Source organism: Desulfosoma sp., from assembly GCF_052743555.1.
In genome coordinates this window covers 85,847-98,305 of sequence record NZ_JBRAHS010000014.1, presented here as the reverse complement: position 1 = coordinate 98,305, position 12,459 = coordinate 85,847, and the positions used below count along the sequence as shown (strand labels likewise).

The following is a 12,459-nucleotide window of genomic DNA, read 5'->3' as shown; positions in this document are numbered from 1 at the left end:
TCTGTGCAGAAGAATCCTTTGAGCGACGCCTATGCGACGACGGCCGTTCGTCTCATCGTCAAAAACCTGCCCCACGTTTTGGAAGACGGCGCCGATACCGCCCCGCCAGGCTGGCTCTGGCCAACGCAGCGTGCAGTGCCGACATCGCCTTTTCCAATGCCATGGTGGGCATGGTGCATGCCCTGGGGCATGCCACCGGAGCCCTCTGCCGCATCCATCACGGGACGGCCATGAACATCTTTCATCCCCATGGTGTGGCATACAATCTGGAAAGGCGGCGACAAGCCATCGGGAAATTGCTGTTGCCCTTGGGCGGTCGGAGTGTCTACGCTCAAACGCCGAGCGCCGTGCGCGCGGAGAAAACCATCGAGGTGCTCCGCCGGTTCCAGGCTCGCATTCACGTGCTTTCAGGGCTCTCCACGCGGCTTCGCGATGCCGATGTTCCCCTGGACATGCTGGAAACCATTGCAAAAGCGGCCTGAAATGACGGAGCCATACTCTTCAACCCCGAAGACATGTCGCTGGAAGAGGCCTTGTATGTCCTGCAAAGAGCCTACTAGCTGCACGTCCGCCAATATTTGCATACGTCACGGCAAGAGAACACTGCCAAACCTTTGTCGCACTGGATCCTACGTGCGCGTCTGAAAAAATGCTGACCACGACGAGGCGGCCCCTCAAAGGTGACGGAAAGCGCGTGCCCTCCCTTTCCCAGGGACGGCCTCCCGGCCGTCCGCAAACGTCTGGATCGCCAGGAGCCGGTCCCTCCAAGGGAAACCGCGGCGGCGAACCTCTGCTCTCGGACGGCCGCGCTCCCGCACATTCGGGACGATGCGGACCGGCAGGGGCCGGTCTCTTCACTGGCCCGTGTTTGCTAAAGCTTTTAAGGCCCCTTAGCCGGAACGGCATCCACTTCCCAGGGGCGCGGGGCCAGGGAACAGACTCGGCGACGATCCGCTAACAGAATGATGTCTTTCAGGGCCTGAGCACTTCGTGCGTGGCGCCATCGTGCATCGAACTTGGGGTCCTGGACCACTTGAGCCAAGGCGGCAACTGCTTTGAGATGAAACTGTTGCTCTTCGGCTCCCACCAGGAAAAAAACAAAGCGTGCACCGGGAATTCGGCCCATGGAAAACGAATCCCTTCGCGGCTGCGCACTAAAACCACATCAAACAAATGGGCGTCGCCGACAGGTGTATGAGCGATGCCGACTCCAGGAAACATTTCCACAAAACGAACGGCGCCACTTTCACCGTTGAGATCTTTGAGCGACAATATCCCTTCCAGCCCCCGTGCTGTAAGAACGGATTGAAGCTGCTCCATCAAGGCCTCCGGCTCGCACGGTTTCGAAAGGTCAATCACTTCCGCCGTCTCGATGATGTGATCAAAGCGGTCCAAACACAATTCGTCGCGCTCGCGGATGATTTCCTTGAGCTCAGATTCCAGGGCATGGCGCACCACTCGACGCGCCGAAAGACGCTCCAGCACATGAAGCAGGGCGTATTCCCTTTCCTGCTTTACACGCCCGTAAAACCAGAAAAAGATCAAAGCCGCCGCGACAAAAATCATCCCGATCAAAAGCGTCTGCATGCCGATTTCCGCCAGCAGTAACACGACCCCTCCGAGACTGGCCAACTGCAACCAGGGATACAATGGCGCTCGAAAGGTGGGCTGATAATTGTGAATCCGACTTTCCCTCAAAATAACGACGCACGCACTGGCCAGGGCCTGAGTGAGCAGGACCACCATGGAAGCCGTTTTCACCAGGGACTCCAATGAAAGGAAAAAAAGCCGATGAGAAAAGCTCCCGTGATCAGAACCGCTGGCATCGGCGTTTGTTTTTTGGCATGGACGCGGCCGAAAAAAGTCGGCAAAAGTTCGTCTCGACTCAGACTCACTAGATACCGGGACGCCGACAACAAACCCCCATTGGCTGTGGTCAAAAAGGCCACCATGGCGGCCACAGTCAAAGCGATCTCCCCAGGTCGCCCCATAAAGACCCGTGCAGCATCGCTGATGGGTGTCAGGGAATGGATCAAAGTTCCCGGGTCCAAGACGCCGCAGGTCACTAAAATCATCAGGCAATAGATAAGAATGGTTGCAGAAACGGCGGACAAAAGTCCCAAAGGGATGGTTCGCGATGGATTTTTGACCTCTTCGGCCAGAGCCGTAATCTGCAAGAGTCCTCCATAGGAAACAAAGACGAAGCCGGCCGTGCTCACAACCGCATTCCAACCCTGAGGGGCAAAGGGCACAAAGTAATGCACGTGCACGTCGGAAAATCCCTTAAGCACATAAGAGGACATGAGGCCCAGCAGAACAAGCACAAAAACTGTCTGCAGCAGGCTGGATCCCTTTGTTCCCCAGAGATTCACCACCGTAAAAAAAACCGCTACAGCCACCACCAGCAGCCTGGTGTCAAAAGGGAAAAATTTTTCTGTAAAAGCCCACACACCCACCAAGGCGAAAGCGCTCTTGAGCGTCAGGGCGAACCAACTCAGCAGGCCCACGACCGTGCCCACCGCCGGTCCCATGGCCCGCGCAATGAAGAAATAATCGGCGCCCGCCTTGGGCATGGCCGAAACCAGCTCAATGGTGCTCAAGGCCGCCGACGTCATCAAGCATCCCGCTAGAAAGTACGAAACAACGACGGCAGGACCGGCTTTGGCGTAGGCCAGTCCAGGAAGAATAAAAATCCCTGAGCTCATCATGGTCCCGACGGCGATACAAAAGATGTCCAGGACCCCCAAACGTTTTGCCAACCCCCCCACCGGGATGCTCCCTTTGCGTCTGTTTTGCGTCGAGGTCAAGGAGATTCCAAAATCCCGCTCACCACGTTCCTGACCGTCCAAGCGACAACCCTTTTGGGGGAACGCGGCTCAAAGGCCGATGCAACCTCGCCCTTTGCGGGGCTCCTAGGAGCCTGTCTGCGCACACGCTCAGTGGAAGCGGCGCAAGCCGCGACCTCTGATCGCCCCTTGCGGCGCTCCTCCAGCCGCAAGGACGCGGCCCGAGCATGTGGGTCGAGGTTTCAGGCGCTGGATTTCTGCCAGTGCTCGCCGGTAGGCTCATCGGCCAGGTGTTCTCGGCCACAGGAAAGTTCCCGCCATTCCCGTTTCATGGCCTCGATCCTTCGGTCCTTGGCTTTCCATAGTTCGTTCAACCAGTCCTGAAAGCGCTTTCGGAACTCTCCGTCATGGAAATAGTCCCCCACAAGATCGGAACGGATCGAAAGGGTTTCCACGTGGACCCAAATTTCCCGCACTTTGCCGCATAAAAAACGCCAAAAGAACACAGGCCCTTCGGGATACACCACGGTCACATCCACAATGGTGTCCAGACGGTCCCTCATGGCCGCCAACACCATCGCGGCCCCGGCGGCTTTGGGCCGCAGAAGATGCGTAAAAGGCGAACCCTTTTCAAAAATCTTGGCCACGGTGGCCCGGGTCCCTTCAGCGAAATTCATGACCGCGATGGGCACCTGCTTGAACTTTTCGCACGCCTTGAGGGTTTCGGCCATGTCTCGAGCCTGCACGTTGGGTCTTTTGGCCGCCGCGGCCGCCGAAGACCTCTTCATAAAGGGAAAATCCAGAGCCCACCAAGCCAGGCCCAAAAAGGGGACATAAATGAGCTCCCTTTTCAGAAAAAATTTGAGAAAGGGCAACCGACGATGGAACACCTTTTGAAACACGACGATGTCCATCCAGCTCTGGTGGTTGGCCAAAACCAAGTACTACCCTTTTTCTTTCAGGTGATCCACGCCGGTGACCTTCCATCGGATTTTCTTGGTCCACGCCAATCCCAGATTGTTGACGGCCACCCACGTCTGGCGATGCCGTTCAGCACTCGACCGCACCCCCTGCGCCATGCGGACAGGGGGACGATCCACTGGAAAGCCGCCGCGGTAAGCAGTGGAATGAACCAAAAAAGCGTGTTGGCCGACAGCCACGCTATGGAAAACAAGCCGTTTAAGGGCCCCGGAAGCCAAGACAACATAAACGCTTTCCCCTGACGAGAGAGTAGACAAGGTTATAGGCCAAAAGCAGACGGCGCAGCGTGCGGTTAGCCGGCTTCAGCGATGCTGTAACTTTCGTCGATGAACCTTTTGATGAACTGACCGAGTTCCGCCGTGATCAAAGCGCATCGGTTTCCAGCCATGCACTGCTTGACATCGTCGATGCCCAGCTTAAAGGTGGCGGTTCGCGTATCCTTTTCCAACTGCACGGCATAGTTGGTGGCACCCACCAGCTTGTCTTTTTTCACCGTGACGAAAATGCCGAATTTGTCGATGTCCGGATACAGTTCCCTGATTTTCGCTTCTATGTCCCTTTGTTCAAACATGATTCTTCTCCTTTCCCGTTGAACGCCGCTCTTTTTCAATTTCCCGCTTGATCATGTTGATGCTCTTGGTCACCGGAATTTCCTTGGGACACACTCGAGTGCATTCAAAATGGTTTCGACAACCCCAAGCTCCGTTTTCAGTATTCACCGCCCGCAAACGCCGCTCTTTTTCCTGGTCACGGCTGTCAAAGAGATAGCGAAAGGCCCAGACGAGCGGCGCCGGTCCAAGGAAACGTTCGTTTTCCGCCGTGACCGGGCACGCCCCCATGCAGCAGGCGCAGAGAATGCAGCGAATCACATGGTCCAGTTTCTTTCTTTCCTCCGGAGGCTGCAACCTTTCCTTTTCGGGAAAATGGTCGCCGCCGAGAAGGTATGGCTGCACCCAGCGGACCTTTTCAAAGAAGGGCTCCAGATCCACCACCAAGTCCTTGAGTACTTTGAAGGAAGGTAACGGCTCGATAAGCACTTCGTCGGCTTCGGCCACGTCCTTGACCAGTTTCTGGCATGCCAGAGCACATCGACCATTGATGCGCAGCGCGTCCGAGCCGCAGACGCCATGTCCGCAGGACATGCGAAAGCTCAAACTGCCGTCCTGTTCCCATTTGATGCGGTTAAGGCAATCCAGAATCCGTTCCGTGGGATCCGCCGTCACGCGATACCTCTGATAACGAGGCTCCCGGTCCACGTCGGGATCAAATCGGAAAATTCTGAAGTTCAGTTCTATCAGTAAACCCTCGGTTTGGGTTGGAACCGCGTGATGGAAACGGGTCTGAAGGCCAGACGCAGCGTCTCTTCATCACGAAAGACCAGTGTGTGATGGAGAAATTGCTCATCGTCGCGCTGGGGATAATCTTGCCGACTGTGTGCGCCGCGGCTCTCGCGCCGGGACGCCGCCGACACCAGAATGACTTCCGCCAGGCCCAGCAGCGACTCCAGCTCCAGGGCTTCCATCAGGTCCGTATTGTACCGGTCCCCCCGGTAATCCAAAAAGACCTTGGTGCGGTACTCTTCCTGAAGCCCTCGAACCGTCGCCAGGGCCTTTTCCAAGCCCTGCTCCGTTCGATAGACGCCGCAGCGCTCCATCATTTCCTGCTGCAACCGCTTTCGAAGCACCGCCGGCCGCACGCCATGGGTTCGTTCCTTGAGCCGTGCCAGCCGTTCCCGCGTGGCCTCCTCGGCATCCGCAGGCAAGGGCGGTCGGTCCATGGTCGGCACCTGCGCACATAGATCTTGCCCGGCTCGGCGCCCGAACACCACCAGATCCAGCAGGGAATTGCACCCCAAGCGATTGGCGCCGTGAACGGAAACGCACGCGCACTCACCGGCGGCATAAAGGCCTGGAATGGGGCGACCCTGCACGTCCAGGGCTCTGCCGTTCACATCCGTCGGAATGCCTCCCATCATGTAATGGCATGTGGGTTGAACTGGTATGGGTTCGCGGGCCGGGTCGATGCCCAGGTAAATGCGCACGAAGGAGCAAATATCTGAAAGTCTCTCCGCCAACCGGTCTTTGCCCAAATGGGTCAGGTCCAGGTGGACGAAGTCCCGACCATCGATGCCCCGACCCGCTTGAATCTCGCTCATGATGGCCCGAGACACCACATCCCGAGCGGCCAGGTCCTTGATGGTGGGCGCGTAACGCTCCATGAAGCGCTCACCCAAGTCGTTTTTTAAAACACCGCCTTCCCCTCGAGCCGCTTCACTGATGAGCACCCCCAGCCGTAGATACCTGTGGGATGAAATTGCACAAACTCCATATCCTCCAAAGGAAAGCCATGGCGCAGGGCCAGATAGACGCCGTCTCCCGTGTTGGCAAAGCAGTTGGACGTGGTCTTAAAGACCTTGCCAAAGCCTCCCGTAGCCAACAGCACGGCCTTGGCATGAAAGACATGCCGTCGACCTGTGGCCCAATCCAGCGCAATGACGCCGCACACGGCACCGTTGCGCACCACCAGATCCACCACGGACAGTTCCGCATAGACGTGGAGGCCTTTGCGAACGCACTGGCCGTACAGGGTGTCCAAAATGACGCGGCCCGTACGATCGGCAGCATAACAGGCCCGTTTGACAGGGGCTTCTCCGAAATGGCGCGTGTGGCCTCCAAAGGCGCGCTGCGCAATGGTGTCGTTGGGGTTTCGGTTAAAGGGCACGCCCATGTGTTCCAATTCGTAGACGGCGCGCGCCGCATCACGGGCCAGAACCTCTGCGGCGTTCTGGTCTGTGAGGTAATCGCCGCCCTTGACGGTGTCAAACATGTGCCATTCCCACGAATCTGGTTCCTCGTTGCCCAGCGCGGCCGCGATACCCCCTTGGGCGGCTCCGGAATGGGACCGCGTGGGAAAGACCTTGCTGATGAGGGCCACGTCCAGGCGACCGGCGGCCTCCACCGCCGCTCTCAGCCCGGCAAGCCCCGATCCCACGATGACGACGTCGTGGACGTGTTTTTCCGACATGATAGGATCCTTTGTAATTTGTCGTTCCACAGTGCGTCCACTTGGCGCCGCGTGCTTTCCAGATCGCCGTCGTTATCGATCACCACGTGGGCGCGCTCCTTTTTCCAGGCGATGGGCCACTGCATGCCCAGGGTCTTTTGCGCCTCTTCTGAAGCAATGCCATCGCGGCGACACAAACGCTGAACCTGCGTTTCCGGATCCGCATAGACCAGGATAACGCAGTCAAAGGAGCCCTCCATCTGCGCTTCATAAAGCAGAGGAATGTCAAAGATGACCACCCGATGGGGATCTCGAACGCACCATTCCCGCCACGCCGCCTCCATGGCTTCCATCACCGATGGGTGCACGGCGGCGTTGACTTGAGCGCGCAGCTCAGGGTCGCGCACAATGTCTTTCCGAAGTTTTCTTCTTTGGATTTCTCCCGTGGCCGGATCGAAATAGGCCGCATCAAGGATGGCTCTCAGCCTTTTCCAGGCCGGCTGTCCCGGTGCCACCGCACGACGCGCCGCGGCATCGGCATCGAGCACGACGGCTCCCTTGTGCTGAAGCATCTGAGCCACCGTGCTCTTGCCTGAAGCGATACCCCCCGTCAAAGCGATGCGGACGGGACGCCGGCACGCGCCCGAAGCCCGATCAGCGCCGAAAGATTTCGATGCCGGCATAACGTGCCGCATCTCCCAAATCTTCCTGAATGCGCAGCAACTGATTGTACTTGGCGATGCGATCCGTGCGAGACATGGATCCCGTCTTGATCTGACCGGTGGATGCCGCCACAGCCAGGTCGGCGATAAAGGTGTCTTCCGTCTCTCCGGATCTGTGGGAAATCACCGCGCGGTACCCGGCACGATACGCCATAACGATGGCATCCAAGGTTTCGGTGACGGTGCCGATCTGGTTGAGCTTGATCAGGATGGCGTTGGCCACCCCCTCATCGATTCCCCTCGCCAAGATTTTCGTGTTGGTGACAAAAATATCGTCGCCCACGATCTGAATTCGGTCGCCGAGCCGGCGCGTCATGGCCTTCCAGCCGTCCCAATCGCTTTCAGCTAGGCCGTCTTCAATGGACAAAATAGGATACCGCTCCACCCATGCCTCGTAAAGGTCGATGACTTCTTCCGCCGACTTTTCCGGCTTCGCTTCGGCTTTCAGGGTGTAGCGGCCGTTTTCATACAATTCGCTGGCCGCCGGATCCAGAGCCAAGAAGACGTCGTCTCCCGGAGCATAGCCGGCGGCCTGAATGGCTTCCATGATAAGCTCCAAAGCTTCTTCGTTGGACCGAAGATTCGGCGCAAAGCCCCCTTCGTCCCCCACCGCTGTATTGTACCCGCGGGATTTCAAGACTTTTTTCAGGTGATGAAAGACTTCGGCACCCATGCGCAAGGCCCCTCGAAAAGTGGGCGCTCCCGCCGGCACGATCATGAATTCTTGAATATCCAGGTTGTTGTCGGCATGGGCTCCTCCGTTGAGCACATTCATCATGGGCACCGGGAGCATCCTTGCCGATACGCCGCCCAGATAGCGATACAGAGGCAGCTCACATTCTTCCGCCATGGCTTTGGCCACGGCCATGCTCACGGACAGAATGGCGTTGGCGCCCAAACGGCTCTTGTTTTCCGTCCCGTCCAAAGCGATCATGAATCGGTCCAGTTCCACTTGGTCCTGAGCATCCATGCCCAGAATCTTAGGGCCGATCTCCTCGTTGACGTGCCGCACCGCCGTAAGAACACCCTTGCCCAAGTAGCGTTTCGGGTCACCGTCACGGAGCTCCAAAGCTTCCCGGGATCCGGTGGACGCCCCGGAGGGCACCGCCGCCCGTCCCTTCACACCCGACTCCAGGACGACCTCCGTTTCCACCGTGGGATTTCCTCGAGAATCCAGAATCTCTCTGGCCCGAACCGAAATGATCCCGCTCATGCATGCCCCCCCTTTCTCTGAGCGGACTACACCGCCGTCCGCCCTCGCCCGCATTTCGATGCACAATCTCCGCCCATCCTTATGCCAACGGTAAAAGCCTCTCCAAAACGACGGCTTCAGGACTCACACGCGCCTGCACGACGCAAACGGCGACCCTGTGGGCTTGAGCCCACCGGAGACGTTCGGCGTACACCGGGTCAATGTGGTGGGCTGGAGCAAACCGCTCGGCATCCATTCTTTGAACGACATACAGCATGGCCGCCTGTTCGCCTTGGCGCACCTTTTCCACGAGAACTTCCAGATGTTTGGTGCCTCGAACCGTCACGGCGTCTGGGAAAAACGCCGTGCCGTTTTCCACCAGGGTGACGTTTTTGACCTCCACCCACAGCGGCCCTTTGGGCGTGGTGACGCGAAGGTCCAGACGCGCATGGTTTTCGGCGGACACCTCCCTTTGAATGTTGTAGGCATCTCGAAAAATGGGCAGAGCCCGTTTTTCGGCAGCCTGAGCCGCCAAGCGATTGGGGATGGTGGTGTTGATGCCCACCCAGCCGCCGTCGATCTCGATCATCTCCCATGTATAGGCCGTCTTTCGCCCTCGGTGGGGCGTCGCCCGGGACAAACGCACCGATGCCCCGACCTTCAAACATCCCTTCATGGATCCCGAGTTGGGGCAGTGCACCGACTCGAGCCGCCCGTCCGCCAGGCGCACTTCAGCGACAAACCTGTTTGGCCGGGCAAGAAAAACGGCCGGTATCAAACCCTTGTCGGCCACACCGTTAAAGCGCACGGCCACCGATTGGAGAAGCGTATCCAACATGGCGTGTCCAGAATTCCATGAGTGCTCGTTCACAAAGATGCATTAAAGTTCTTTGATTATAGTCACGACGCCCTCGGAGTCAAACCGTCCTGGGAGCCAGTCTGAGAATGGCCTTCTCCTTGGGGTCCGTTCGCGCCCGCATGTCACGACGGATGGACCGTGTGCATCGCGGTCCGAAAGATCCTTCGGAAGGACCGGCTCCTGCCGGTCCGCTCATTTCCGGACACGGCACAGCGCGTTCCTGCGATACCCTAAATGCATCTCACCGGTTCGCCGCAAAAGGGGCCGGCTCGCCTCGCAGCCTGTCCGACACCAGTTTGGCAGCGTCCCTTCGAATTGAGACTGTAGGAGCGCCGCAAGGCGCGATCGCCACACGGACCCGAATGGCCATGAGAGCCCGCAACGCACTGACATCGCGGCTTGCGCCGCTTCTATAGAAGGTTTTTGTTGTGAAGGCGGATGGGGCTGCGGCGCTGTCTGATCGCATCGCGGCTTACGCCGCTCCTCCTGAAGGTGTTTGCAGACGGGCACCCTGATTTGCTTCCCTTGGAATCGGCTTTCGCCGGTGCGAGCATCGCCGGAGGGCCGGAGCCGCTCTTTTAAAACCAGACACCTTCACCCTTCACGTTCCCAGCCGCAGGGCCCATCAAGCTTGCCTTCTCACACGCTTCTGAGCACGCACCTGGGTCAAAGAAGCGCTGCGTCGCCCCAAATGCTTTTTAGACATGCAAAGGCATAGTGTGCTACTTCTTTGTGCCTGAGTACCGTGAGAATTTTAGAACATAAATGCTTTTTGGACATGCAAAGGCATTGTGTGCTACAGTTCACCCGGCATGGGCTCGTGAAAAAAGTGGTCTATGGTGTCGCATCGAAAGAAAAATTTTCTTCCGCCGCCGCTCTTCCCTGTCGCCGGCTTCGCTGCCGTCATTTTTGTCGGAAGCCTGGTGCTGCATGCTCTGCCCATGCCATCAGGCGCCCACATGCCTTTGATCGATGCCGTCTTCATGGCCACTTCGGCCACCTGCGTCACGGGTTTGAGCCTTTACGACATCGGAAGCCAGTTGAACCCGTGGGCCCAGGGAGCCCTGCTCCTGATGATCCAGGTCGGCGGCCTCGGCATCATGTTGTTGTCCACGGTGTTTCTCATGGCCTTGGGGCAGCGGGTTTCCTTTCAATCCCGATTCCTCATTCAGGACACCTACACCGACGGTCGCCATACGCACCTGAGAACCTTTGTCGCCCAGGTAATGCTCTTTACGATGGTCATTGAAGCCGTCGGCGCCGCGCTCCTTTTCGGCGCCTTTGCGCACCGCTTTCCTTTGGGCCAGGCCCTTTTCCAGGCCGTTTTTCACAGTGTGAGCGCCTTTTGCAACGCAGGGTTTTCTCTCTTGCCGGATTCTCTGATGAGTTACCAGAATTCCCCCTTGGTGATTTTGACCATGGGCGGTTTGATCGTCCTGGGCGGCATAGGGTTTCTTGTCCTCCACGAAAGTTATCAGGCCTTCCGTGGGCAGAGATCCTGGCGGCGTCTGTCCCTGCATTCCAAGCTCGCCGTCACCAGCACCGGTTTTTTGATCGTTTCCGGCACACTCTTTTTCTTAGCCTGCGAGTGGCAGACAACGCTGGCCGCCCTTCCTCTGGCCACGAAGATCTTGGCCTCCCTTTTTCAGTCCATCACCACCCGAACAGCCGGGTTCAATTCCTTGGATTTTTCTCAAATGACAAACTTGACCCTTTTGGGCACATTGCTTCTCATGTTCATCGGCGCCTGCCCGGGATCCACGGGCGGCGGCGTCAAAACCACCACCGTCGCGGTGCTGGTGGCTCTCAGCCGAGCTCGGCTTCGAGGATGCCCTTGCGTTCATGCGTTTCGCCGAACCATATCCGATGAAACGCAACGGCGCGCCTTCTCCGTCTTTGTTTTGTCGGCTATCGTGGTGGTTCTGGGCACGGCGTTCCTGGTCGGATTGGAATCAAACAACGCGCTTCCGATGACGACTCGAGGCATGTTTCTGAAACTGCTTTTTGAAGCCACGTCCGCCTTCGGCACGGTCGGCTTAAGCCTCGGGGCTACCACCCATTTGAATTTTGGGGGCAAGGTGACAGTCATCGCCCTCATGTTCATCGGTCGATTGGGCCCGTTGGTGTTGGCCATGGCCATCCAGCCCGCCAAGGGCGTCAGCCGGTACGAATATGCCGTAGAACCCGTGATGATCGGCTGAAAGGATAAGCTATGAAGCGTGTGGCCATCATCGGCTTGGGTAACTTTGGGTATTACCTGGGTCGTGAACTGACCCGACAGGGTGTTGATGTGCTGGGCATTGACTTACGAAAGGACGCGGTTCAGCATGCCAAAAATGAGATTGCCGTTGCCGTGGCGGCCGACGCCACGCACAAGGAAAACCTTCTGGAGCTGGGGGTGGCTGAAGCGGACGTCGCCGTGGTAACCATCGGCACCAACATGCTGGCAAGCATTCTCACAACGTTCCTGCTCAAGGAAATCGGCCTGGGGCAGATCTACGCCAAGGCGCTGAGCGAAGAACATGAGAGGATTCTCAAGAGGGTGGGAGCCGATCATGTCCTGTTTCTGGAAAAAGACATGGCCATCAGCTTGGCCGGGCGATTGGTTCACCCCAACATGCTGGAATATCTGCCTTTTATCGGGGATCACGGGATCTTTGAGCTGGAAGCTTTACCGGGTTTTGCGGGCAAGACCCTAAGGGAACTGGATCTCATCAATCGGTTCGGCATTCAGGTGCTGGCGGTGCGCCAGGCCGAGGGAGATAAGCTCACGTTTATTCCCAAGGCGGATTTCGCCGTCCGCCCGGGCGACGTGCTCATCCTTTTAGCGCCAAACCAAGCCATGGAACAGCTGCACAAGTCCGTCAAAGGTCTGTGATGCGTTGACCGCACAGATCGCCAAGGATAAGGATTCGT

At 57.8% G+C, this 12,459-nt stretch carries 11 protein-coding genes and 2 pseudogenes; 3 read left to right on the top strand and 10 right to left on the bottom strand.

Going from position 1 to position 12,459, the window contains the following annotated elements:
- A pseudogene (locus tag ACUVSA_RS10600) lies at nt 1–482 on the top strand (hypothetical protein); the annotation flags it as partial.
- A gap of 490 nt (nt 483–972) precedes the next feature.
- Here the strand turns inward: ACUVSA_RS10600 and ACUVSA_RS10595 are convergent.
- The 10 genes and pseudogenes from ACUVSA_RS10595 to sfsA form a co-directional block, all read right to left on the bottom strand.
- On the bottom strand, nt 973–1,746 hold the full coding sequence (locus tag ACUVSA_RS10595) for a hypothetical protein (protein WP_445894781.1): 774 nt from the start codon (nt 1,744–1,746) through the stop codon (nt 973–975).
- Nucleotides 1,747–1,757: 11 nt separating this feature from the next.
- Entirely contained in the window at nt 1,758–2,768 is a 1,011-nt protein-coding gene (locus ACUVSA_RS10590; RefSeq protein WP_445894780.1) for an APC family permease, read from the bottom strand.
- 260 nt (nt 2,769–3,028) lie between these two features.
- Complete coding sequence (locus tag ACUVSA_RS10585) at nt 3,029–3,727, bottom strand: acetyltransferase (protein WP_445894779.1); 699 nt, start codon at nt 3,725–3,727, stop codon at nt 3,029–3,031.
- Between the two features lie 3 nt (nt 3,728–3,730).
- Nucleotides 3,731–3,922, bottom strand: coding sequence for a hypothetical protein (locus tag ACUVSA_RS10580; protein ID WP_445894778.1), 192 nt, complete (start codon nt 3,920–3,922; stop codon nt 3,731–3,733).
- A gap of 137 nt (nt 3,923–4,059) precedes the next feature.
- Complete coding sequence (locus ACUVSA_RS10575) at nt 4,060–4,338, bottom strand: hypothetical protein (protein ID WP_445892653.1); 279 nt, start codon at nt 4,336–4,338, stop codon at nt 4,060–4,062.
- Complete coding sequence (locus ACUVSA_RS10570; protein WP_445892652.1) at nt 4,331–5,062, bottom strand: succinate dehydrogenase/fumarate reductase iron-sulfur subunit; 732 nt, start codon at nt 5,060–5,062, stop codon at nt 4,331–4,333. The genes ACUVSA_RS10575 and ACUVSA_RS10570 overlap by 8 nt, the downstream gene beginning before the upstream one ends.
- Nucleotides 5,062–6,791 (bottom strand): annotated as a pseudogene (sdhA, locus tag ACUVSA_RS10565) (succinate dehydrogenase flavoprotein subunit). Before sdhA ends, ACUVSA_RS10570 begins: the two are co-directional and overlap by 1 nt.
- Nucleotides 6,734–7,453, bottom strand: a complete 720-nt coding sequence (gene coaE / locus ACUVSA_RS10560) for a dephospho-CoA kinase (protein ID WP_445894777.1) — start codon at nt 7,451–7,453, stop codon at nt 6,734–6,736. Before coaE ends, sdhA begins: the two are co-directional and overlap by 58 nt.
- Complete coding sequence (gene eno / locus ACUVSA_RS10555; RefSeq protein WP_445894776.1) at nt 7,425–8,705, bottom strand: phosphopyruvate hydratase; 1,281 nt, start codon at nt 8,703–8,705, stop codon at nt 7,425–7,427. The genes coaE and eno overlap by 29 nt, the downstream gene beginning before the upstream one ends.
- Nucleotides 8,706–8,784: 79 nt before the next feature.
- A complete protein-coding gene (gene sfsA, locus ACUVSA_RS10550; RefSeq protein WP_445894775.1) occupies nt 8,785–9,555 on the bottom strand; it encodes a DNA/RNA nuclease SfsA in 771 nt (256 codons plus the stop codon).
- An 824-nt stretch (nt 9,556–10,379) separates the two neighbouring features.
- On the opposite strand from sfsA, the gene ACUVSA_RS10545 reads away from it, so the two are divergent.
- Nucleotides 10,380–11,744, top strand: a complete 1,365-nt coding sequence (locus ACUVSA_RS10545; RefSeq protein WP_445894774.1) for a TrkH family potassium uptake protein — start codon at nt 10,380–10,382, stop codon at nt 11,742–11,744.
- An 11-nt stretch (nt 11,745–11,755) separates the two neighbouring features.
- Nucleotides 11,756–12,421, top strand: coding sequence for a potassium channel family protein (locus tag ACUVSA_RS10540; protein ID WP_445894773.1), 666 nt, complete (start codon nt 11,756–11,758; stop codon nt 12,419–12,421).
- Nucleotides 12,422–12,459 lie beyond the last annotated feature (38 nt).